Raw genomic sequence first — 22999 nt, forward strand, 5'->3', positions numbered from 1 at the left:
GGTCGCTTAAGGATTCGGACCCGTTGCCACCGGCCGCTTCGGGTCGGAACTCCATTCGCTCCAGGACCCCGCATAGAGCGCGGCGCCATGCAGGCCCGCAACTTCCATGGCGAGCGCGTTTACACATGCCGTCACGCCCGAGCCGCACTGCAGCACCACGTGCTCCGGCGACGTGTCGCCCAGCAATGCATGGAATTCCTCGCGTAGCGTGTGGGCCGGTTTGTAGCGGCCGTCGGCGGTGAGGTTGTCCTTGAAGAACCGGTTGAGCGCGCCAGGAATATGGCCGCCGACGCGATCCAGCGTTTCGTTCTCGCCGCGATAACGATCGTTCGCGCGTGCATCGACCACCACGCGTTCTTTCGTGCCCAGATTGCGCTCGACGGTCTGCGCGTCGACGGTGACAGAAAGCGGTGCGCCTGCCTTGAAGTCGCCGGTGTTCTGCGCCGGCGCGTCCTGCGTCAGCGGATGGCCGGCGGCCTGCCAGGCTTGCAATCCGCCGTCGAGCAGCGCAACCGCGTCGTGGCCGAGCCAGCGCAGCAGCCACCATGCACGCGCGGCATACATGCCCCCCTGCGCGTCATAAGCGACTACCTGCTGCCCCTGCTTGAGCCCGCGGGACTCCAGCGTCTCCACCAGCCGCGCGCGGTCCGGCAGCGGATGGCGGCCATTGCTGCCGTTCTTCGGCCCTGACAGATCGCGATCGAGGTTCAGATAATGCGCACCGGGCAAATGCCCAGCCAGATAGGCTTTCTCGCCCGCCTCGGTGTCGACCAGATCGAAGCGGCAATCGATGACGAACACGGTGCCCGGCGCGGCAGCCAGCCGTTCCGCGAGGTTGGTCGCGGAGATGAGTGTGGTGTAGTGAGTGTGCGGCATGACGTCTCCGGTCCCATGCAAGATGGTTGTAAAGCGGGCGATTGCGGCGCTCGCCCGGCGGCTTGGCGCCGTTAGCGAATGGCCGAACGATACTGATAGTCTAAACAAAAAAAGACGGGCCGAAGCCCGTCTTTCCATGCTTTGATGCGGCTCGCGCAAGCGATCGGTTCAAACGCCGATGCATACGGAGCACGCGCGGACCCCGCGCGGATCAGATTGTGCCGAGCTCGCGCCGCAAGAATTCGTGGAAGTGCTGCATGCCGTCTTCCATCGGACTCTGATACGGACCGACCTGCGATTCGCCGCGTTCCATCAGCGCGCGGCGTCCCGCGTCCATACGCTCGGCGATCTCGTCGTCTTCGCGGGCCGTTTCCATATAGGCGGCGCGCTCGGCTTCGACGAACTCACGCTCGAACAACGCGATTTCCTCAGGGTAATAGAACTCGACCACGTTGGTGGTTTTTTGCGGGCCACGCGGAATCAACCACGACACGACCAGCACGTGGGGATACCACTCGATCATGATGCCGGGGTAGTACACCATCCAGATCGCGCCGAATTCGGGCGGATTGCCGCCGCGGAAGCGCAGCACCGCGTCGTGCCATTTACGGTACGTCGGACTGCCCGGCTGCTCCAGATCCTTGTGGACGCCGACCGTCTGCACGCTATACCACTCGCCGAATTCCCACGTCAGATCGTCGCAATTGACGAAGCTGCCGAGGCCCGGATGGAACGGCGCGACGTGGTAGTCCTCCAGGTAGACCTCGATAAAGGACTTCCAGTTGTAATTGCACTCGTGCACTTCGACGTGATCGAACATGAAGCCCGAAAAATCGAAGTGCTGCTTGGTGCCGAGGCGTGCCAGATCCCGCGCGACGTCGCGCCCCTGCGCTTCGAACAGCAGGCCTTGCCAGTTCTGCAGCGGCGTGGCGCCGAGATTCAGGCAGGGGTTGTCCGCGAAATGCGGCGCGCCGAGGAGCTGGCCGTTCAGATCGTACGTCCAGCGATGCAGGGGGCAGACGATGTTCTCCGCCTGGCCGCGGCCGTTGAGCATGATGGCTTGCCGGTGGCGGCACACGTTCGACAGCAGTTCGACTTGTGACTGCTGGTTACGGACGAGCACACGCCCTTCGCTCTCGCTGGGCAAGGCAAAATAATTTCCCGCTTCGGGCACCATGAGATCGTGGCCGATGTAGCGAGGACCTTTCTTGAAAAGGGTGTCGATTTCGCGCGTTAGAAGCGCTTCGTCAAAGTAAGCCGTGACTGGCAGCTGGCTGTGGACAGACCGCAACTGCAATGCATTGCTCAGATTGGACATTCCCACTCCCGTGAAGACGTGAAAGCAGTGAACAACCCAACCATCGATGGATTCGATTTAGGGAGCCCGCGATTATACCCGATTCCCCTTCCTTGGGGCGCTTAAGTGCCTGATTTGGGTCAAAAATGTCAGAGAAGTTCACGGTTTTTGCCGCAGACCAATCGAATTTTTTCTGCGAGACTGAGGGCCGGATACGGAGGGTAATGACGGGGCGTGGGCGGCCGGTGGGATCGGAAATGTCGCTTTTGCCGTAGAATGTCCGACTTGTTTTAATTTTGCGACTATTCATGGCGAAGACCGCGTCGAAAGATACTGCTGCCGCGTCGGCTGAAGGCGTCGACACCACGCCGCTGCCCGAGAACTACGAGGCGGCTCAGGCCGAGCTGGAAGGGCTGGTTGCGCGCATGGAAGGCGGCAATCTCAGCCTCGAGGAGTCGCTCGCCGCCTACCGGCGCGGTGCGGCCCTCGTCGCGTTTTGCCAGCAGCAGCTCGAGAAGGTCGAGCAGCAGGTGCGCGTGCTCGATGGCGAGACACTCAAGCCACTGCCCATGAATACCGCAGGCACAGCCGCTACTGAAAGCGGGGACGACCTATGACATTCGAACAATGGACGCGCGCAGTACTCGAACGCGTCGAAGCGGCACTAGAACACTACCTGCCCACGGAAGCAACCGAGCCGGCCAAACTGCATGAAGCCATGCGCTATGCGGTGCTGGGCGGCGGCAAGCGGGTGCGCCCGCTGCTGTGCCACGCGGCCGGCGAGCTGACTGGCGCGCGGGCCGAGTGCCTGGATGCGGCGGCGGCGGCACTGGAAATGATCCACGTGTATTCGCTCGTGCACGACGACATGCCCTGCATGGACGACGACGCGCTGCGTCGCGGCAAACCCACGGTACACGTCAAGTATGACGAAGCCACGGCGCTGCTGGTCGGCGACGCGCTGCAGGCGCAGGCATTCGTCGCGCTGACGTCGGAGGTGCTGGCGCCGGCGCAGCAGGCATCGCTCGTGCGTGAACTGGCTTTGGCGAGCGGTTCGGTCGGCATGTGCGGCGGCCAGGCCATCGACCTCGCGAGCGTCGGCCACACGCTGACGCGCGCGCAACTCGAAACCATGCACCGGATGAAAACCGGCGCCTTGCTGCGTGCCGCGGTGCGCATGGGCGCGCTGGCGGGTGAAACGCCGGATGCGGACGCCATGCGTTCGCTCGACGCGTATGCAGCCGCTGTCGGCCTCGCGTTTCAGGTTGTCGACGATATTCTCGACGTCACGACCGACTCCGCGACGCTTGGCAAGACGGCGGGTAAAGACGCGAAGGACGGCAAGCCGACCTACGTGTCGATCATTGGGCTAGATGCGTCACGTGCGCTTGCTGCGCAACTGCGCAGCGACGCTCACGCTGCGCTTGCGCCGTTTGGCGCGCGCGCGCAGCGTCTTGCCGAATTGGCCGACCTGGTGGTGAACCGGGTTAGCTGAACGCGAAAGCCCGCCGCCGCGCACCTTTGCTACGAGGTGCATGTATGAAGTGCGGGCGCGTAAGTTTTCCTACAATGGAACGACGATGTACGACTTGCTGAAAACCATCGACGACCCGGCAGCCCTGCGCCGCCTCGATCGCCGCCAATTGCAACCGCTTGCCGACGAGTTGCGTGCTTTTGTGCTCGACAGCGTATCGCAGACGGGCGGCCATCTTTCGTCCAATCTCGGCACGGTCGAGTTGACCATTGCTCTGCACTATGTGTTCGATACACCGCGCGACCGGATCGTGTGGGACGTCGGCCATCAAACCTACCCGCACAAAATCCTGACGGGCCGCCGCGACCAGATGCACACGCTGCGTCAGCTGGGCGGCATCTCGGGTTTCCCGAAGCGTGACGAGTCGGAATACGACACGTTCGGCACCGCGCACTCCAGCACCTCGATCTCGGCCGCGCTCGGCATGGCGGTCGCCAGCAAGCTGCAGGGCGAGAACCGCATGGGCATCGCCGTGATCGGCGACGGCGCGATGACGGCCGGCATGGCCTTCGAGGCGATGAACAACGCCGGCGTCGAAGACGACGTGCCGCTGCTGGTCATTCTGAACGACAACGACATGTCGATTTCGCCGCCGGTCGGCGCGCTGAATCGCCATCTGGCACGCCTGATGTCGGGCCGCTTCTACGCCGCCGCGCGTGCGGGCGTCGAACGCGTGCTGCGCGTGGCGCCGCCCATGCTCGACCTGGCGCGCAAGCTGGAAGAGCACGCGAAGGGCATGATCGTGCCTGCCACGCTCTTCGAAGAGTTCGGTTTCAACTACATCGGCCCGATCGACGGTCACGACCTCGATTCGCTCATCCCGACGCTGCAGAACATCAAGGAACTGCGCGGTCCGCAATTCCTGCACGTCGTGACGAAAAAGGGTCAGGGCTACAAGCTGGCCGAAGCCGATCCGGTGCTGTACCACGGCCCGGGCAAGTTCAACCCGGCCGAAGGCATCAAGCCGGCCACCACGCCGTCGAAGAAGACCTACACGCAGGTGTTCGGCGAATGGCTGTGCGACGCGGCCGAGCTGGACGCGCGCGTGGTCGGTATCACGCCGGCCATGCGTGAAGGTTCGGGCATGGTCGAGTTCGAGAAGCGTTTCCCGGATCGCTACTTCGACGTCGGTATTGCCGAGCAGCACGCGGTGACGTTCGCCGGCGGCCTGGCCGCGGACGGCATGAAGCCGGTGGTCGCGATCTACTCGACCTTCCTGCAACGTGCTTACGATCAGTTGATCCACGACGTCGCGCTGCAAAACCTGCCGGTGGTGTTCGCCATCGACCGCGCGGGTCTGGTCGGCGCGGACGGCGCCACGCACGCCGGTGCCTACGATCTGGCGTTCATGCGCTGTATCCCGAACATGACCGTGATGGCGGCATCGGACGAAAACGAATGCCGTCAGATGCTGTACACCGCGCTGCAGCAGCCGAATCCGACGGCGGTGCGCTATCCGCGCGGTGCCGGCACGGGCGTTGCAACCGTCAAGCAGATGACGGCGCTGCCGCTCGGCAAGGGTGAGATTCGTCGCGAAACGTCGCAACCGGCCGGCAAGCGGATTGCGATTCTGGCCTTCGGTACGATGGTGGCACCCTCGCTCGCCGCGGCCGAGCAGCTGGACGCCACGGTGGCGAACATGCGCTTCGTGAAACCGCTGGACGCCGAGCTGGTCCGCCAGCTGGCCGAAACACACGACGCCATTGTCACGATCGAAGAAGGCTGTGTGATGGGCGGCGCGGGTTCGGCTTGCGTCGAAGCCCTGCTTGAGAGTGGGGTTATGCGGCCCGTACTACAATTGGGCCTTCCGGATCGCTTCATCGATCATGGAGATCCGGCCAAGTTGCTCGCCGCGTGTGGTCTCGACGCCACGGGCATTGCCAAGTCGATTCGCGAACGTTTTCTCTCCAGCGGCGCGCTCGCCGGTCAATCCTCGGTGAAGCGGGTTGCTTAACTGCGTCGCCTGGTTGCATCACTTGACTGGGTCGGTTGGCTGAGTCGTTCAGCCGCTCTGCCGTGCGCCATGCCGCGGCTATGGCGGCCATAGCAATCTCCAACTTGAGTCGATGGACCTTCGGGTCCATCATCCAACGCCGGCAGGGGCCGGCGTTCGCCATTGTGCGGCCCGATTGCCCGGCCCGCAGGGTCGCCAGGAGCACGCAAACCTGTCGCCTGGCGACAACCCCCGATGGGGTAATCCGCTAATCTTCCTTGGGACTTCCCTAGGGGCGGGAGGCTTTCCCGCGGAGCGGAAAACTTGGGGTGGCCAGCTTGGCCCGGCCCGGCGTTTTCTTGAAAGGACAAGAACATGAACCAGATGAATCCCGCCTTTGTGATGCCCGACGTGCAAAGCACGCCTGATACGCGTCAGATTCCGATTCAACGAGTCGGGGTCAAGGCAGTGCGCCATCCGTTGACAGTGCGCACGCAAGGCGGCGAAGTGCAGCCGACGGTCGGCACATGGAACCTCGACGTGCATCTGCCGGCCGATCAGAAAGGCACACACATGTCGCGTTTCGTCGCCCTGCTTGAAGAGAACAAGGCGCCGCTCGAGGCGGCCACGTTCCGCACCATGCTCGCCGCGATGCTCGAAAAGCTCGAGGCCGAGGCGGGTCGCATCGAGGTGTCGTTCCCGTACTTCGTGAACAAGACCGCGCCGGTGTCGGGCGTGCAAAGTCTGCTCGACTATGAAGTCACGTTGACAGGCGAGACCCGCAACGGCGCGACGCGTCTGTTCCTGAAAGTACTGGTGCCGGTCACGAGCCTGTGCCCGTGCTCGAAGAAGATTTCGCAGTATGGCGCGCACAACCAGCGCTCGCACGTCACGATCAATGCGGAGTTGGCGGGCGACGTGGCGGTGGAAGAGCTGGTTCGTATCGCGGAAGAAGAAGCCTCGTGCGAACTGTGGGGCCTGCTCAAGCGTCCGGACGAGAAGTTCGTCACCGAACGTGCCTACGAAAATCCGAAGTTCGTCGAAGACCTGGTGCGTGATGTCGCGCAGCGTCTGAACGCGGACGAACGCATCGTCGCTTACGTGCTCGAAGCTGAGAACTTCGAATCGATTCACAATCACAGCGCGTATGCCGTGATCGAGCGGGATAAGCGGGCGGCCTGATTCGCGCGCTTCATTGCCGGAATATAAAGAGCCGCTCTTTCGAGCGGCTCTTTTTTTACACCGTCAAGTTGCTGAAATTCAGCGTGCGAGCGACGTCAGGTCCCAGCGTGGCTTCACCGTGAACGCGTAGTCTTTGCCGGACTGATCGGGCCAGCGTTGCAATCGCAATGCCCCTGCCAGTGCGATCATCGCGCCGTTATCCGTACACAGCGACAAGTCCGGATAGTGCACGAAGAAATTTCGTTTCTTGGCTGCAGCGGAAAGCGCCTCGCGCAATTGCCGGTTCGCACCCACGCCGCCTGCCACCACCAGCCGGTTCAATTTCGTGCGTTTGAGCGCGGCCAGCGATTTCGCCGCCAGCACGTCTACGGCGGCGTCGACGAAACCACGCGCCAGATCGGCCTTCGCCTGCTCGCAGATATTTGCGCCGCCGAGCTTTCTGGCATGCGTGAGGACAGCGGTCTTAAGGCCGCTGAAGCTGAAATCGAGGTCGCCGGAATGCAGCATTGGGCGCGGCAGGACCACGGCACCGGGCGTGCCGAATTCAGCCATTCGCGACACTTCCGGACCGCCCGGATAACCGAGGCCGAGCAGCTTGGCGGTTTTGTCGAAGGCTTCACCGGCGGCATCGTCCAGCGTTTCACCGAGCGTCTCGTAGACGCCCACGTCCGTTACGCGCATCAACTGCGTGTGGCCGCCCGACACCAGCAGTGCGACGAACGGAAACGGCGGCGGCTCGTCCACCAGCAGCGGCGACAGCAGATGCCCTTCGAGATGGTGGATGCCGATGGTCGGTTTGTCCCAGGCCATGGCGAGCGAATTGGCGACGCTCGCGCCGACCAGCAGCGCGCCCGCGAGGCCGGGACCCTGCGTGTAGGCGATCGCGTCGATGTCGCTGCGTACCGCGCCGGCCCGCTCCATCACTTCTTCGAGCAGAGGCAGCGCGCGCCGGATATGGTCGCGCGACGCCAACTCCGGGACCACGCCGCCGTACTCCCGGTGCATCGCAATTTGCGAATGCAGCGCGTGCGCGAGCAGGCCGCGCTCTGTGTCGTAGAGCGCGAGACCAGTTTCGTCGCAGGAGCTTTCGATGCCGAGAACGAGCATGGTGGGGGGATTGGGCCGGTGTCAGCGGGCGCGCGGGTAAAGCCACTCCGGCGCCCAAAAGTGAAAAGGTAAGCCTGAAAGTATAGCAGCGCGGGCAAGGGGCCGCAGACGCGCGGGTACAATGCGGCCCCATGGAATCCTTCGATATCGCAGTGATCGGCGCGGGCGCGGCCGGCATGATGTGTGCGGCCGTGGCCGGGCAACTCGGCCGTCGCGTGGTGCTGATCGACCACTCGCAGCGTCTCGCGGAAAAAATCCGCATTTCCGGCGGCGGCCGGTGCAACTTCACGAATCTGTACGCCGGACCGGCCAATTACCTGTCGGCCAATCCCCATTTCTGCCGCTCGGCGCTAGCGCGTTATACGCCGCGCGACTTCATGGCGCTCCTCAAGCGGCATCACGTGACGTGGCACGAGAAGCACAAGGGGCAGCTGTTTTGCGATCAGTCGAGCGACGCGGTCATCAACGTGCTGAAGAACGAGTGCGACGCAGGCCGCATTGCGTGGCGCACGCCGCTTGCGGTCGAACAGGTGCGGCATGACGCCGAAGGGCGGTTCACGCTGGATACCCATTCGGGCCAGATCACGGCTCGCGCGCTCATCGTGGCGACCGGCGGCCTGTCGATTCCCAAGATCGGCGCCACCGATTTCGCCTACCGCCTCGCCAAGCAATTCGGTCACAAACTGATCGACACCCGCCCCGCGCTGGTTCCGCTGACCTTTGCCCCGGCCGACTGGGAACCGTTCGCGGCGCTCTCCGGCGTCTCGCTCGAAGTGCAACTGGCAACCGGCAACAAAAAGACCGGCGCCGAATTCAACGAAGATCTGCTGCTCACGCATCGCGGCCTGTCGGGTCCGGGGGTTCTGCAGATTTCGAGTTACTGGCAGCCCGGCGAGCCGATTCACATCAATCTGCTGCCCGAGCAGGACGCCACGAGCTCGTTGCTGGAGGCCAAAACCGGCACGAAGCGCCAGATCGCCAACCTGCTTTCGGAATGGGTGCCACAACGGCTTGCCCATGTCTGGCTGGAAACCCACCAGATTCCCGCCGAGGCGCGTGTGGCCGATCTGCCGGACAAGACGCTGCGCCGCGTCGGTGAGGCGTTGTCGCGCTGGACGCTCACCCCGAACGGCACTGAAGGCTACCGCAAGGCCGAAGTCACGCGCGGGGGGATCGACACGCGCGAGCTGTCGTCGGCGACGATGATGAGCGCCCGCACGCCGGGTTTGTACTTTATCGGCGAGGCAGTCGACGTGACCGGCTGGCTCGGCGGCTACAACTTCCAATGGGCGTGGGCCTCCGGCGTGGCGGCCGGCCAGGCGGCGGCGGACTACGTTTCAGGGGCTTGACGGCGCATTAGCTTTGTGAGAAAGCTCTGCTATACTCCTGAACCTTTACAAAGTTCCGTTATTGAAAAATGACGACCATCCTCGTAAAAGACAACGAGCCGTTTGAAGTTGCCATGCGGCGCTTCAAGCGCACGATGGAGAAAAACGGGTTGCTGACCGAACTGCGCGCCCGCGAGTTTTACGAAAAGCCTACAGCTGAGCGCAAGCGCAAGAAGGCGGCTGCGGTTAAGCGTCATTTCAAGCGTCTGCGTAGCCAGATGCTGCCAAAGAAGTTCTACTGATTCTGGCGTTGCCGCGGTTCCTGTCGAACGGAGCGGCGACATCCAACCGGTGAGGGCGCAGCAGGTGCCGTCACGGAAAATACGGCCCTTCGGGCCAGCCGGCAGGGTCGCATCCATTACGCAAAATTGCGCCAACCCGCTTGAGGAAGCAGTCCCAAGCGGGCGTTTGTGTTGGATTCGGCGCATTGGTACCGTCAGCGGCCGGTTTTTAAATTTTCAACGCATTCAGGTGAGTGATGAGTCTCAAGGACCAGATCAACGACGATATGAAAGCTGCCATGCGGGCGCGTGAGACCGAGCGTCTCGGCACGATCCGCTTGCTGCTCGCGGCGGTCAAGCAGCGCGAAGTCGACGAGCGCGTCACCCTTGACGACACGGCGATCACCGCCGTCATCGACAAGATGATCAAGCAGCGCAAAGACTCGATCAGCCAGTTCGAAGCCGCCGGCCGTACGGATCTCGCCGACAAGGAAAAGGCCGAACTGGCCATTCTGTCCGCCTATATGCCGGCGCAGATGTCCGAAGCGGAGATCGTTGCCGAGGTTCAGGCCGCGGTCGCGCAAACCGGCGCCGCCGGCCCGCAGGACATGGGCAAGGTGATGGGCGTGCTCAAGCCGAAACTGGCCGGCCGTGCCGACATGACCGCTGTCTCGGCGCAGGTCAAAGCCGCGCTCGCGAAGTAATTCCTGTATTTCCGGTCGGTGCGCGCCGTTGTTCGACGGCACGCGCGGACTTGAGCTTTTTTAGGTAGCGTCATTCACTGTGATTCCACCGTCATTCCTGCAGGACCTGCTTAACCGCGTCGATATTGTCGACGTGGTCGGCCGGTATGTGCAGTTGAAAAAGGGCGGCGCGAACTTCATGGGGCTGTGCCCGTTTCACAACGAGAAAAGCCCCTCGTTTACCGTTAGTCCGACTAAGCAGTTCTATCACTGTTTCGGTTGCGGCGCGCATGGTACGGCGATCGGTTTCCTGATGGAGCACGTCGGCTCCACCTTTCCGGAGGCGGTCAACGAACTCGCGCAATCGGTCGGCTTGACCGTGCCGAATGAGCCTTCGCCGGGATATGGCGGGGGCGGGTCGGGTGGTTATTCGCCGGCTGCCTCCAAGGCGGTCACCACGGCGCTGTCCGATGTCATGCAGACCGCCTGCGATTTCTACCGCAAGCAACTGCGCGGCGCGCCGGTCGCGATCCAGTATCTGAAGAAGCGTGGCCTGACCGGCGAGATCGCCGCCCGCTTCGGCCTCGGTTATGCGCCGGACGGCTGGCAGAATCTCGAACCCGCGTTCCCCAACTATCGGGATGATTCCCTGGTCGAATCGGGGCTCGTGATCGTCAGCGAAAAGTCGGATGCGCAAGGTCAGAACCGCCGCTACGACCGCTTCCGCGAGCGGATCATGTTCCCGATACGTAATGTGAAAGGACAGGTGATCGGCTTCGGCGGGCGCGTACTGGACGGCGGCGAGCCGAAGTATTTGAATTCGCCCGAAACGCCACTATTTAACAAAGGCAGCGAGCTGTACGGGCTGTTCGAGGCACGTCTGGCGATTCGCGAACAGCATTACGTGCTGGTGGTCGAAGGTTACATGGACGTAGTCGCGCTGGCCCAATTGGGGTTCCAGAATGCGGTGGCCACGCTCGGCACGGCCTGCACGCCGATTCATGTGCAGAAATTGATGCGCCAGACCGATACGGTCATTTTCAGCTTCGACGGCGATTCGGCCGGGCGCCGCGCGGCGCGCCGGGCGCTGGACGCCTGCCTGCCGCATGCGGCGGACAACCGGACCATCCGGTTCCTGTTTCTGCCGTCCGAGCACGATCCGGACAGCTACGTGCGCGAATTCGGCACCGAGGCGTTCGCCGAGCAGGTCGAGCGTGCCATGCCGCTGTCGCAATTCATGCTGAACGAGGTGCTGACCGGCAAGGAGCTGGACCAGCCGGAAGGCCGCGCCCGTGCGCTGTTCGACGCGAAACCGTTGCTGCAGCAATTGCCGGCGAACGCGCTGCGCGCGCAGATCATGCATATGTTTGCCGACCGGCTCGACGTGCCGTTCGAGGAAGTGGCCGCATTATGCGAGGTCGATGCCCGGATCGCGGCGGCTGCCCGATCGGCGCCGGCCCGCAAGGACCGGCGCAGTGTGACCGGGATCGAAGAAAAAACGCTGCGCAATCTGGTGATGCACCCGCGCACGGTGGCGGTGCTCGACGAGGAAGCCGAGCAAGCGCTCCTGAGCGTCACGCGGCACGGCGAGTTGTTCGAAGAAGTGACGACGCATGCGCGCGCACTGGGCGATTCGGCGGAATTTCAGTTGCTTTCCGACCTATTGCGAAACGGCGCAAATGCCCCAACTTTCGAGGAAATCTTTCGCAAAATTCTAGACTATGATGAAAACGTTCGGGATTTACTGCTGAAAGACCCGGAGGATGCGACCGTCATCGAGGAACGGCGCGAGCAGGAGCGGATCGTCGGAGAGGAGTTGAAAGCGGCGATTCTGAAGATGCGATACGACGCTTACTGCGATCGCCTCGAGCAGCTTTCACGGCAATCCCGGCACACGCCGGAGGAGTTTCTTGAGCTGACGGGGCTGAATCAGAAGCGGGCCGAGATGAAGCGCCAGCTCGGGCTGTAAGCGAGGTGGCAGAAGGCCGAGTGCTATAATAAAAGGTTTCTAGCGGTTTGTTTTTTCAATGGTTTTCCTAGCAAAGGCGAAAAGGCGATTGCGATGGCAAAGACACCAGGCGGAAAAAAAGCAGCGGGCACGGGCTCTAATGAGCCGACCAGAAAGGTCACTGAGGCCAAGTTAGCTTCTTCCCCCAGAAAAACGTCTGCCGCAAGCGTCACACCTGCAGCCGGGAAGAAATCCTCGACCAGTTCCGCTGCGCGCGCGGAGCCGGTCAGGGCGGCGAAAGCTGTACCACCACCGGCCGCAAAACGGCCGGGTGTCAGAAGCGCAAGGGAAGCGCCTGCCGCGCAGGACGATGCGGTAGAGCGCGAGATTCCAGTATCCACGGTTCAACCGGCTGTTGTCCAACAGCCGCGAGTCGAGACTACAGCCGGTACGACGAACTCCATGACGAAAAAGCTGAACGAAACACCCGTCGATGACGACGCAACCCAAAGCGAAGAAACCCCTGCGGCCGTTCCCGGCAAGGTGGAGAAGGTCAAGGCTCGCGATCGTCGTGCAAAGGAAAAAGCACTGCTGAAAGACGCGTTTGCGTCGTCGCAGCCGGGCACCGTCGAGGAACTCGAAGAGCGCCGCTCCAAACTGCGCACGCTGATCAAGCTCGGCAAGGAGCGCGGCTTCCTCACGTACGCGGAAATCAACGACCACCTGCCGGACAACTTCACCGAGACCGAGGCGATCGAAGGCATCATCAGCACGTTCAATGACATGGGCGTGGCGGTGTATGAACAGGCGCCGGATGCCGAAACGCTGCTGTTGAACGACAACGCACCCGCGGCCTCGTCAGACGACGAAGTGGAAGAGGAGGCGGAAGTCGCGCTCTCCACGGTCGACTCGGAATTCGGCCGCACCACCGACCCGGTCCGCATGTACATGCGTGAAATGGGTACGGTCGAGCTGCTCACGCGCGAAGGCGAAATCGAAATCGCCAAGCGGATCGAAGACGGCCTCAAGCACATGGTGATGGCGATCTCCGCGTGCCCGACCACGATCGCCGACATTCTGGCCATGGCTGAGCGCGTCGCGAACGAGGAAATCCGTATCGACGAACTGGTCGACGGCCTGATCGACGCCAACGCGGAAGATGCCGACGGCTTCTCGGTGCAGGAAGCGGAAGCGATCGAGAACGAAGACGAGGAAGAAGAGGAAGAAGAGTCGGACGACGAGGAAGAAGACGACGGCGCGGCGCAAGCCACGGCCAACGCGGCGCAGATGGAAGCGCTCAAGCGTGCGTCCCTCGAGAAGTTCGCTCTGATCAGCGAATGGTTCGACAAGATGCGTCGCGCGTTCGAAAAGGAAGGCTACAAGTCCAAGTCGTATCTGAAGGCGCAGGAAACGATCCAGAACGAACTGATGACGATCCGCTTTACCGCGCGCACCGTCGAGCGTCTGTGCGACACGTTGCGTGCGCAGGTAGACGAAGTGCGTCAGGTCGAGCGTCAGATTCTGCATACGGTGGTCGACAAGTGCGGCATGCCGCGTGCGGAATTTATCGCGCGTTTCCCGGGCAGCGAAACGGATCTGGACTGGGCTGACAAGATCGTCGGTGAAGGGCACGCGTATAGCGCGATCCTCACGCGCAACATTCCGGCCATTCAGGAACAGCAGCAGCGTCTGCTCGATTTGCAGGCGCGCGTCGTATTGCCGCTGAAGGACCTGAAGGAAACCAACCGCCAGATGGCGGCCGGTGAACTGAAGGCGCGTCAGGCCAAGCGTGAAATGACCGAGGCGAATTTGCGGCTCGTGATCTCGATCGCGAAGAAGTACACGAACCGCGGTCTGCAGTTCCTCGATCTGATCCAGGAAGGCAACATCGGCCTGATGAAGGCGGTGGACAAGTTCGAATATCGTCGCGGCTACAAATTCTCCACGTATGCCACGTGGTGGATCCGTCAGGCCATTACGCGTTCGATTGCTGACCAGGCGCGTACGATCCGGATTCCGGTTCACATGATCGAAACGATCAACAAGATGAACCGCATCTCGCGCCAGATTTTGCAGGAAACCGGTCTCGAGCCGGATCCGGCAACGCTGGCCGAGAAGATGGAAATGCCGGAAGACAAGATCCGCAAGATCATGAAGATCGCGAAAGAGCCGATCTCGATGGAAACGCCGATCGGTGACGACGACGATTCGCATCTGGGCGACTTCATCGAAGATACGAATACGGTCGCGCCGGCCGACGCCGCCTTGCATGCCAGCATGCGCGATGTCGTGAAAGACGTGCTCGATTCGCTGACGCCGCGTGAAGCGAAGGTGCTGCGTATGCGTTTCGGTATCGAGATGAGCACCGATCACACGCTCGAAGAAGTCGGTAAACAGTTCGACGTGACGCGTGAACGGATTCGTCAGATCGAGGCGAAGGCGCTGCGCAAACTGCGTCACCCGAGCCGCTCGGACAAGCTGAAGTCGTTCCTCGAAGGGAATTGATCGAAGCCTGGCGGTTGTGGGAAACGACGTAGCAGTTTGAAGGGGCCTCCCGGTTGTTTCGTTTCGGCGAAGCGGTTGCGGAGGCCCTTTTTTCGCGAGTTTTAGCTTATTTTCGTGTAGTATGTCGGCCAATCGGAATGGGCCCGGCCTTCATGACCAGGTCCTTTTTCTTTGGCTGTGTTTGATGGCGTTTGATTGCGTCGATCGTTATCAGATACAGTAAAATCTTCAGTTTTCAGGGCCTCTAGCTCATGCTTGGTTAGAGCAGCGGACTTAGCAAAGGCTCACCTAAACCATGCAGTACGGCATGGTGAGTCAAGAATGGGTTGCCTTGGGGTAAGTTAGCTCTGCCCCTCGGTAGAACTGCTCAAATTCGGGGAACCCTCTGTTGCCTTGGCAGCGTGGTAATCCCGAGCGAAGCTCTCTTGTAGAGAACGTGTAGAGACTGAACGGGCAGGTCGTAAAGACAAGAGACAGTCCAGACCACAAACCCGAAAGGGGCGGTGAAAGCCGTAGCTGGTAAGCATAATCCGTTGGTGCCGTGTTCGACTCACGGGAGGCCCACCAAACACCTGAAAGCCACTCTTCATGAGTGGCTTTTTCTTTTGTGCGATCAGGCTGCTTCGGCTTTCAACGACTGACTTCGCCTCTTCATCTCTCCCTCGTTCCGACACGATTACCCTGAAAAATTCCCTGGCTTAGGCTTGGCAAGTCAACCGGCATCTGGCATTCCGGGAGTCGCTCGATGTTTTCGAAAATCTACGCTGGCCTCCGAAATTCGACTTCCACTACCGCTGATCCGAAAGATATTAATCAGGATTCCATCGGAAAAGGCAAACCAAAGGCGGCCGGAACACAGGTCGGCATCGAGTTAGCTCAGCTCAGACTCAGCACGCGTGGCGATACGGTACCCACCAAGGCCAACGCCAACGCCAACGGCGCCGCCTTGCCGCCGACGCATCCCTTCGATGTGCTGGGTTTTACGACGCCCAACCGGCGTGGCAATCAGGACGCGTTGTCAGCTGCGCGTGCTGCGGGCAGCGGCACATCCGGCACGATGGCTCCAACGGGACAGGTCGCCCAGGTGTCTTCCAGCAATCGCATGCAGCAACATGCGGCGTTTGCGGAACCCAATAGCCGTTTTCGCGCATTTCTCGCGGACCATGGATTGCAGGTCGTCCCGAACCCGGGAAGGGGAAACAATTGCGCAATCTATGCACTCGTGCAACACGCGTCGCCCACCCTGCGAGGACCCGCGCTCGACCGGGTAGTGGCTGACATCCGTCAGCAGTTCGACCAGCGTCATCCCGACGAGCAGGGGAACATGCTGCTGCTCGACGGGCAGCAGGGCGGCCACGCGTCCGAACTGATCTCGCTGGTCAATCAACGGTACAACGTGGATATGGCCGTAGGCGTGGTCCAGGCCGGTATCGAAGCATCACACCCTGTCACGCAGCTTGGCGTGTATGAAGGCAGCGGCACGAGACCGCCTGGCAGCGAACCGACCCATCGCGTGGTGGTCTGGGACGAGGGTGGCCACTTCGAAGCGATCAAGCCGTTGCCGCAGACCGGGCACAGCTTCGGAGTCTCGACACCCGTCAGTACGCGGCCACAGCCCACACCGCACGTCAAATTCACGCCCGAGGCAAAGTCTCTGGTGCCGCCTTCTGCCGGTGGCCAGCAATCCACTACCGCAACGAACGCGACCAGGCGCACCGACAATCCCCTCGACAGATTCCGCTCGCTCGGAACCTGGCGCCTGCCGTCGCGAGGGCAACAAACTTCGTTATCCACATCGTCGGAGAGCGTCGAGTTCAAGCCTCTGTCGTTTACGCCAGACGGATCGGACTGGCTCAACGGTATTCCCCATGTCGATCACGCTTCGCTGGCGCAGCCCGCCGCCAAGGCTGAGGGCGCTGACGATCCCGGGTTCGTCGTGCCTTCGACGAAGTCGCAGCCCGGTCAGGCATTCGATCGAAGCAAGCCGGGTTTCACCGCGGTCGAAGTCAACGGCATCAGGCCGTACGGCAATCTCTTCAACGCCTTCGCTGCCAACTCGCACGGCGAGCAAGGTACCGATCTGGCACTCACTGGGATATCCGTCGGTGGAGCGCATGAACTGGTGGCCGGCGGCTTCAACGGTCATGCGTTGTTCGCCTCGGGAAGAAAGCGCGCACGTTATGGCAATCAGCTTGCGTCGATGCTGCAACGAGACGTGCAGCGTTTCAGGAGCAATCCGAATCAGGAAACGATGATCGTCACGAGAGACAGGAAGGGGCGGTTTACCTACGACCTTCCCAAGGTCGCGAAGCTGGCCGCGAGCGACAACCCGAAATACGCGGACGAAATCGCCCATGCAAAAAACGTCTTGTTGACTGCCTATATCAAGGACGAAGTGGCGGGCAAGCGCCAGAACCGCGCCCTCTATGAGCTCGGGCGCAACACCTTGGGCGTGACGTCCGCGGCGCTGCTGGTGGCAGGAACGCACGGTGTCGCGGCTGCTGCGGCCAGCGCGCCGGCGATTGCGACCAAGCAGGCCGGACTCGGCATCGGCATGGCGAATGCGCTCGATGTGGGCAAGGGGGTGCGAGGCGTCAAACAGCGTATCCGCGATGACAAGCAGAAGGAGATCAAGAACAACTTCCTCAGACAACGGCTGAATCTGCAGCCAGGTGCCATACCCGAGGGCACGCCGGACGAAGCCATAGACGGCGTTCATGCCGCCATGCGAGACAGCGCGCGAGTCGAGGCCGACGCGAAGGTGTTCGGCAAGATCTTTCCGGGCAGCATCATCAATGAGCAGAAGTCCTCGGAGAAGAAGGGCGAACTCGGCGATCAGGTGGCGGCGCACGCGTTGACCGTGATCGACTATCACGTCGACCAGTTCGCTGCCCGTGGCTTTGGCAATCTCGAGCAGTTTCATCGCGACGTGCATCGGCCAGGGGCTTCGCTGCGCGAAAAGAAGAAGGTGCTTACCGCTTTAGTCAAAGGCGACGCCAACCTTCGCACAGCTTATGACCTGCTGCGCGATCTCGGCATGCGGCGCAGCGAAGCGACGGCGGCCATCCAGAGCATCGTCGTTCGCAAGATCGAGACCAGGCTCGCCACCGATCCGGCCAAACCCACCGGCAGCGCGACCACTGCGGCAAAGAGCAAGGCCGCGGAGCCCCAATCGAACGAGCCTGATCGCGGTGACGTGGCTGCGATGAGAACGGTGATGGCGCGCCGATAGCCGGTGCCGTGAATGTCCGGCGCTTCTGGCTCCCCGCTTCGCGCACACAGCGCTGGCTTCGCAAGGAGGGCGGCACGACAGTCTGGCCGGCGAATAATGGCCGAGGGCCTTCGCAGGCCCGTTTCCGTTTGACGTGTTCGAGGTGTTCGGCCTGTCGGGCGCGTTTGCGTGTTTACCTCGTTCACGTTTTGCCGAGGAGCTGGGTTATGTCCATGAGGATTCCGGAAGGGTCTGCGGCCGGTTCTGCCGCAGGGCCGCAGTCTGACGAAGCGCGGGGCGCGACCCGTGCGTCGCAAGCGGATGCGCCGCGCGGCGGCATCCGCGGCGCGGTCATGGCTGGCCTGTCCGGTCTCGCTGGCGCGCAGCAGCGGATGGCAGGCGGGCTGCGCCAGGCGGATGCAAAACTGCGCGACACGTTTCGCAGTGCGCGGGTCCAGGCAAAAGCCGGGATGGCGAGCGCACGCACGGCGGGTCAGCGCTTCTTCGGTTTTCCACGGCCACTGGGTGGGCGCTTCGCGGCAGGCTGGCCGCGCCAGGGCGGCGGTTACGGTCCGTCTTACTCCGCTTTTACCCAACCGATGTCCGGCAGGATGCGCTACGGCGCACCGCTTCTAAGCGGGCTCGGTGGAGGGATGGCCATGCTGGCGGGTTATGGGGTGGGCATGCTGGGCGTGAGCGCGCTGAGCATGAGCGGCGTGGGCCTGCTGCCCCTGCTGGTGGGCGCGGCCGCGTTCTCCGCCATGCGGCGCGCCAGCCTGATGAGATCCGCTCAATACGGCTGTGGGTACAGCGGCAATGCTGTGCCGTCGAACGGTCAGTACGGGCCGCGTCAGAACGCCTGGGGGCGGGCGTGGGGTATGCCGCCAGCCGCCGCGCGGCGCAAGCAGTTGGTCGAATCGCACCGGCGCCACCGGCCGCACTGCGACGCCGCCAACCGGAGAGCGCCGGGAAGTGCCCGCGTGGGCGTCCGTCCTCGGCGTATCGCCGGATGCCGACGAGCATGAGATACAGGCGGCCCACAGGGCGCTTTCAAAGCAGCATCATCCGGACCTGGGCGGCGACGGGCAGGGGATGTCAGAAATCAACGTGGCGCGAGACGACGCCTTGAAAGACATCAGGGCACGCAAGGCGGCAGGTGGCAGCGAGGACTACGATCTGGCAGCCTGACCGCGGAATCCTCCCTTCACCTACGGGCAGCGCTACTGCGCGCCGCGCCCCTTGGCGAGCTGTCCGCGGCAGTAGGCGAGATATTTGGGGTAGACGTCGGTGGCCGGCACGTTGGCGTATTTGCCGTACAGGCCGTTGACGAAGGCCGGCAACTCGGCCCGCGCGCGCATCGCCGTCTCGTAAGGCATCTGCTCGCTCTCCAGCATGATCTTGCGCAGTTCGCTTTCCTTCGAAACTCCCGCATCGCGATCCCGCGCGATGGCTTGCGCCGAATGGGCTTCGGCCTGGCAGGCCAGGTCCGCGTAGTCCGGCGCAGCGTGCGCCGATGTCGCGACGACGAGAGCAACGCCAAACGAGAGGGAAGCGGTTTTGATCGACTGTCGCTGCACTGGGTCTACCGGCTTGAGGTCATCGATCGTCTGATCTTAGGCAATCCGCACGACGATTGGCAAACGGAAAACTTCGCAAATCAAGTGGCCGGTTCGCTTGCGAACTCAAGCGTGCCGCGCGGGAGAGCGTCTGACACGTTACACGCCTCGCTCGTCGAGCGCCTCCAGCACGTCGAACGACACACTCTCGGTCACGATTTCGCGGTCACCCGTCGCACTGGTTCGGGTACTCAGCTGGAACATCATGTTGGGTCCGAAGCTTTGCGTATAGGTGTTGCGCTCCTTGACCTTCAACTCGATCGGCATCCATGACGACGGCGCGCCGAGAATCTCCGCGTTACGCGCGTCGACCGTCTCCTTCACGTGCGGATCGTTGCCCGATTGCGCGAGCAAAGCCGCGTTCGCGTCGAGCCGCAGTGCCGCGTCGCGATGCAGGCGATAGCGGTACATGTAGGTCAGATTGGGCCGCTGGTTCTTGCGCACCGTCGCCAGATGCTGGTCGATGCGCCGGCCGGCGAGCACCTGTGGATCCTCCTGCGGCGCCGGGCCGCCCGCGAGCGCCTGCGGGCCCTCGCGCTGCCGCTGAGCGACGATATTCGCGGCGAAGAGCCCGATCAGCTCGGGGCGGGCAGCGTCGACGGCACGCGTGTACATGCTGGCGCTGAGGAATTCGACGTCGAGCATGCAGGCACGGTAGTTCAGTTTGCCGTCTTCGCGCACCAGTTGCAGCTTGGCGGAGCGGTTCCGGTCGCTGAGCGTCATCGTGGCGGCTGGCGTGTCGACCGAAAACAGGCCGACACTGGTTTTGCCGGCCGAATCGAGCGCATGCGAAAAACCGGGTGCGATGCCGGCGCGCACCTGCCAGAGGCTGCCCAGTCCCACACGATGCTGTTCGACCTGGAGGCGGCCGGTGCGCTCGGCGGAATCGACCGTCTGCCGCGACTTTTCCCAGCCCACGCCAAGCGACGGACCAACCCGGACCGACATCCGCTCCGTACCATGGCCGAAGGCCGGCAGCTTGACGGTTGCGGTTGCATCGACCGTGACGCCGCGCCGCGTATTGCTGGCCTGCCCGGCGGTCCAGCTGATCGACACGTCGGGATCGTCGAAGAAGCGTTCCGCAAGACGGTTCCAGACGCCGTTCGAGCCATCGCCATGGGCCTGGGTGGCTTCGTTGAAGACGTGGTCGACAATTTCGTTCAGCTTCTCGCGCATCGCCTTGTCGTCGTAGCCGGTGCCATCGGGCTTGAGGCGGCGCGCGACGCGCAACGATACGCCGCGCGGCTGCGTGAGTTCCCGCGAATGGAGGATCACGTTGGTGACCAGTCCCGCGCGCACGGCGGTGACGCCCGCTTCGAGGTCGTAGCCGACCATCAGCCCGGCGCCCACGTGACGCGAGGTGCTTTCCGCGGTGCCGACGAACATTTCGACCCCGTGCGTCGCGCGGCTCACTTCGACGACCGACTCACGCGTGCGCGACGCCCGCAGGTCGAGGCGCGGCGAAACCGGAATGCCATGGGCTTGCATCAACGTCGCGTTGAGGCCGCGCGTGCTGATACCCTGGCGGCTGCCATCGGTCAGCCGCAGGCGCGCGCCTGACGGCAATCCTTCGATCACGTCCTTGAGCGTCGCGCGCACGTCGTCCGCATTGTCGGCGGCGCGCGCCGGGGTCGCGGGTTCGGCGAGCGTGCGTAGCGTGTCGACCGAGACCCAGAACGGGGCGTCGTCTGGTACGCGCGCAACCTTGCCCCAGACCGCCAGCCGTTCGATCGTGAACGGCTGTTTGGCGATCGCGCTGAACGGCCGGGTTTTGGCGAGCTGCTGTGGCGTCATCGCGCTCCAGCGCGCCGTCAACTGCTGGACATGGGCGAGGAGGCGCGCTGAAGGGACGTCGCCCGGTTGCAGTTCCGCGCTCATCTGCTGGGCGCGCTGCGCGGTCGCGACGATCGCGTCTTCGTCCATCCGGCCATGTGGAAAACCACCGCGCTCGAGCCACGTATGCAGCGCTGCCAGCTCGACCAGCGAACGTTCCGGCCGCGCATGAGTGAGCGCTGCCGCGGGCCGCAACGCGGCGCTCTGGTCGAACGTCAGGCGTGCTTCGCGCAGCCCCTTTTGCAACGCGGCACGCTCTTCTTCGACGGTCTTGCGCGGCACGCCCTGAGTGCCGTAACGCAAGGCGGACAGCGGCGACTTGTGCTTGCCGCGGAACATGCGCGGCAGCAGCGTTTTCCAGCGGTTTTCGCTCACCCGGCCGATCGTCTTCGCGGAGAACTTGTTCAACCGCTCGCGGGCCTGCGATAGATCGCTATGCCGTTCGTCTTCGCTGAACGATTGGCGCCAGGCGAAGAACGCACCTCGCTGATCGGGCGTCAGTGCGCCGCGGCCGTGTTCGAGGAGTGTCGCCGCGGCATCGAAGGCGCGCTTCGCCAGCGCGTTCGGCCCGGGTTCGTCAGCGGTGAGCGGACCGTTGCCGAGTCCGGCCTGCAGTGCGATCGCACCGGGGGCACGATCCTGTCCGGGCGGGTACGGCGTGCCCGGCGGCGTGGAGTCGAGCGCATCGGCACTCTCCAGCAGGACCTTGACGGCGAGCCGCTGGCCCGCGCCGGTGAACGGCTGCATGACGGACGCACGCAGCGCGCCGAGGGTCTCGAAACCTTCGCTCGAACGCGACAACACACGCGCGATCTGCCACGCCTCGCGCTCGGCTGGGCTGGTGGAATGGCGCGTGTGCGGCGCGTGGAAGTCGAGCATACCGACGCGTTCGAGCGCCAGCTGCGCGTGCTGGACATCCGTAACGCCTGCCTGCTTGATGGCTTGCGCAAGCAATGCGCCGCGTGTGGCGGCGGTGGCCGGTGCCGTGTGCGTCGCGGCGTCTGGCGGCGTGAGATGGTAGAGCCGGGACGCGAGCGCGCTGACATCGAGCAGGCGCTCGGGCGGACAGATGAACTGCTGTTGCACGTAGGCGAGCAGATCTTCGCGGCTGGCGACCGTGTCGAGCGGGGCAGGGCGCGGCCGTTCTGCGGGCGTCGCGCCGGACGCCGCCGGCAATGCCGTTTGCGCGACAGCCTGCGACACCAGTTCGTCGGTGATCTCGAGCGCCGAGCCGGCCACTCGCACCTGCCTTGGAGGCTGCTGCGGCGCGTAGCGCTTGCTGCCTTCGACGTGGTTCTCCGGCCCCGAGGTTCTGCCGTGCGTGCTGTGCTGATTGACCAGTGTGCTGAGATCGAAGCGCCGCGCACGCAAGGTGTCCGCCGAACGCGACAGCGACGACTTGAGCCGGCCCAGCACCCCGTGAGGGACCGCCGGCTGAGGCGTGTTCACGTGATGCGACGGCGCGGTGCCGGGCGCTTGTGCCGCGGCGGCCGCATTGGCGGCGCGCGCGTCAGGGCCGGTTTCGATGAATTGCGAGGCGGCGGGAGCGGGAAGGTTGATCCGGTTGCGATCGGACATGGCAGCGCGGCAGCGTGGGACCGGCTTGCACTATGGCCGTCGAATGTGACACGCGAGCCCGCGGGAAACAGCGTGAGGCGAAGCGAT

16 protein-coding genes are annotated in these 22999 nt (G+C 63.2%); 11 read left to right on the forward strand and 5 right to left on the reverse strand.

Translation table 11 applies throughout. The features are described 5' to 3' along the window. Positions 1 to 6: 6 nt before the first annotated feature. Together BCY88_RS35995 and BCY88_RS36000 are read right to left on the reverse strand one after the other, a co-directional pair. The gene (locus tag BCY88_RS35995; protein WP_120348835.1) at positions 7 to 876 is read right to left on the reverse strand and encodes a sulfurtransferase; all 870 of its coding nucleotides are present in this window, start codon (positions 874 to 876) and stop codon (positions 7 to 9) included. A gap of 211 nt (positions 877 to 1087) precedes the next feature. Continuing rightward, on the reverse strand, positions 1088 to 2194 hold the full coding sequence (locus tag BCY88_RS36000; RefSeq protein ID WP_120348836.1) for an aromatic ring-hydroxylating oxygenase subunit alpha: 1107 nt from the start codon (positions 2192 to 2194) through the stop codon (positions 1088 to 1090). 287 nt (positions 2195 to 2481) lie between these two features. Here BCY88_RS36000 and BCY88_RS36005 point away from each other — a divergent pair, with 287 nt between their 5' ends. The 4 genes from BCY88_RS36005 (at position 2482) to folE2 (ending at position 6822) form a co-directional block, all read left to right on the forward strand. After that, the gene (locus tag BCY88_RS36005; protein WP_120348837.1) at positions 2482 to 2790 is read left to right on the forward strand and encodes an exodeoxyribonuclease VII small subunit; all 309 of its coding nucleotides are present in this window, start codon (positions 2482 to 2484) and stop codon (positions 2788 to 2790) included. Then, on the forward strand, positions 2787 to 3668 hold the full coding sequence (locus BCY88_RS36010) for a polyprenyl synthetase family protein (protein ID WP_120348838.1): 882 nt from the start codon (positions 2787 to 2789) through the stop codon (positions 3666 to 3668). The genes BCY88_RS36005 and BCY88_RS36010 overlap by 4 nt, the downstream gene beginning before the upstream one ends. Before the next feature lie 85 nt (positions 3669 to 3753). Further along, positions 3754 to 5661 (forward strand): 1-deoxy-D-xylulose-5-phosphate synthase, encoded by a 1908-nt coding sequence (gene dxs / locus BCY88_RS36015; protein ID WP_120348839.1) that lies wholly within the window; start codon positions 3754 to 3756, stop codon positions 5659 to 5661. Between the two features lie 354 nt (positions 5662 to 6015). Next, positions 6016 to 6822, forward strand: a complete 807-nt coding sequence (gene folE2, locus BCY88_RS36020; RefSeq protein WP_120348840.1) for a GTP cyclohydrolase FolE2 — start codon at positions 6016 to 6018, stop codon at positions 6820 to 6822. Positions 6823 to 6900: 78 nt separating this feature from the next. Here the strand turns inward: folE2 and tsaD are convergent, their stop codons facing one another. Further along, the gene (gene tsaD / locus BCY88_RS36025; RefSeq protein WP_120348841.1) at positions 6901 to 7929 is read right to left on the reverse strand and encodes a tRNA (adenosine(37)-N6)-threonylcarbamoyltransferase complex transferase subunit TsaD; all 1029 of its coding nucleotides are present in this window, start codon (positions 7927 to 7929) and stop codon (positions 6901 to 6903) included. Between the two features lie 131 nt (positions 7930 to 8060). Here tsaD and BCY88_RS36030 point away from each other — a divergent pair, with 131 nt between their 5' ends. From BCY88_RS36030 to BCY88_RS40030, 7 genes are all read left to right on the forward strand, one after another. Further along, positions 8061 to 9278 (forward strand): BaiN/RdsA family NAD(P)/FAD-dependent oxidoreductase, encoded by a 1218-nt coding sequence (locus BCY88_RS36030; RefSeq protein ID WP_120348842.1) that lies wholly within the window; start codon positions 8061 to 8063, stop codon positions 9276 to 9278. Positions 9279 to 9346: 68 nt separating this feature from the next. After that, positions 9347 to 9559 (forward strand): 30S ribosomal protein S21, encoded by a 213-nt coding sequence (gene rpsU / locus BCY88_RS36035; protein WP_120348843.1) that lies wholly within the window; start codon positions 9347 to 9349, stop codon positions 9557 to 9559. Positions 9560 to 9795: 236 nt separating this feature from the next. Further along, positions 9796 to 10242 (forward strand): GatB/YqeY domain-containing protein, encoded by a 447-nt coding sequence (locus tag BCY88_RS36040; protein WP_120348844.1) that lies wholly within the window; start codon positions 9796 to 9798, stop codon positions 10240 to 10242. A gap of 79 nt (positions 10243 to 10321) precedes the next feature. Further along, on the forward strand, positions 10322 to 12190 hold the full coding sequence (gene dnaG / locus BCY88_RS36045) for a DNA primase (RefSeq protein WP_120348845.1): 1869 nt from the start codon (positions 10322 to 10324) through the stop codon (positions 12188 to 12190). Positions 12191 to 12283: 93 nt separating this feature from the next. Then, on the forward strand, positions 12284 to 14674 hold the full coding sequence (rpoD, locus tag BCY88_RS36050; RefSeq protein WP_120348846.1) for an RNA polymerase sigma factor RpoD: 2391 nt from the start codon (positions 12284 to 12286) through the stop codon (positions 14672 to 14674). Between the two features lie 745 nt (positions 14675 to 15419). Continuing rightward, the gene (locus BCY88_RS36055; protein ID WP_120348847.1) at positions 15420 to 17906 is read left to right on the forward strand and encodes a hypothetical protein; all 2487 of its coding nucleotides are present in this window, start codon (positions 15420 to 15422) and stop codon (positions 17904 to 17906) included. A 206-nt stretch (positions 17907 to 18112) separates the two neighbouring features. Further along, a complete protein-coding gene (locus BCY88_RS40030; RefSeq protein ID WP_183081532.1) occupies positions 18113 to 18910 on the forward strand; it encodes a hypothetical protein in 798 nt (265 codons plus the stop codon). A gap of 195 nt (positions 18911 to 19105) precedes the next feature. Here BCY88_RS40030 and BCY88_RS36065 read toward each other — a convergent pair whose 3' ends face one another. After that, positions 19106 to 19462 carry a hypothetical protein gene (locus BCY88_RS36065; RefSeq protein ID WP_120348849.1) on the reverse strand — a complete coding sequence of 119 codons (357 nt, stop codon included), beginning with the start codon at positions 19460 to 19462 and terminating at the stop codon, positions 19106 to 19108. Between the two features lie 138 nt (positions 19463 to 19600). Then, positions 19601 to 22912 (reverse strand): autotransporter, encoded by a 3312-nt coding sequence (locus tag BCY88_RS36070; RefSeq protein WP_120348850.1) that lies wholly within the window; start codon positions 22910 to 22912, stop codon positions 19601 to 19603. Positions 22913 to 22999: the final 87 nt, after the last annotated feature.

The organism is Paraburkholderia fungorum (assembly GCF_003610895.1).
In the GTDB taxonomy this organism is placed as follows: Bacteria; Pseudomonadota; Gammaproteobacteria; order Burkholderiales; family Burkholderiaceae; genus Paraburkholderia; species Paraburkholderia fungorum_B.

Coding starts and splice junctions, on each gene's coding strand:
- BCY88_RS35995 (WP_120348835.1), bottom strand. CDS start 876: ATGCCGCACACTCACTACACCACACTCATCTCCGCGACCAACCTCGCG.
- BCY88_RS36000 (WP_120348836.1), bottom strand. CDS start 2,194: ATGTCCAATCTGAGCAATGCATTGCAGTTGCGGTCTGTCCACAGCCAG.
- BCY88_RS36005 (WP_120348837.1), top strand. CDS start 2,482: ATGGCGAAGACCGCGTCGAAAGATACTGCTGCCGCGTCGGCTGAAGGC.
- BCY88_RS36010 (WP_120348838.1), top strand. CDS start 2,787: ATGACATTCGAACAATGGACGCGCGCAGTACTCGAACGCGTCGAAGCG.
- dxs (WP_120348839.1), top strand. CDS start 3,754: ATGTACGACTTGCTGAAAACCATCGACGACCCGGCAGCCCTGCGCCGC.
- folE2 (WP_120348840.1), top strand. CDS start 6,016: ATGAACCAGATGAATCCCGCCTTTGTGATGCCCGACGTGCAAAGCACG.
- tsaD (WP_120348841.1), bottom strand. CDS start 7,929: ATGCTCGTTCTCGGCATCGAAAGCTCCTGCGACGAAACTGGTCTCGCG.
- BCY88_RS36030 (WP_120348842.1), top strand. CDS start 8,061: ATGGAATCCTTCGATATCGCAGTGATCGGCGCGGGCGCGGCCGGCATG.
- rpsU (WP_120348843.1), top strand. CDS start 9,347: ATGACGACCATCCTCGTAAAAGACAACGAGCCGTTTGAAGTTGCCATG.
- BCY88_RS36040 (WP_120348844.1), top strand. CDS start 9,796: ATGAGTCTCAAGGACCAGATCAACGACGATATGAAAGCTGCCATGCGG.
- rpoD (WP_120348846.1), top strand. CDS start 12,284: ATGGCAAAGACACCAGGCGGAAAAAAAGCAGCGGGCACGGGCTCTAAT.
- BCY88_RS36055 (WP_120348847.1), top strand. CDS start 15,420: ATGTTTTCGAAAATCTACGCTGGCCTCCGAAATTCGACTTCCACTACC.
- BCY88_RS40030 (WP_183081532.1), top strand. CDS start 18,113: ATGTCCATGAGGATTCCGGAAGGGTCTGCGGCCGGTTCTGCCGCAGGG.
- BCY88_RS36070 (WP_120348850.1), bottom strand. CDS start 22,912: ATGTCCGATCGCAACCGGATCAACCTTCCCGCTCCCGCCGCCTCGCAA.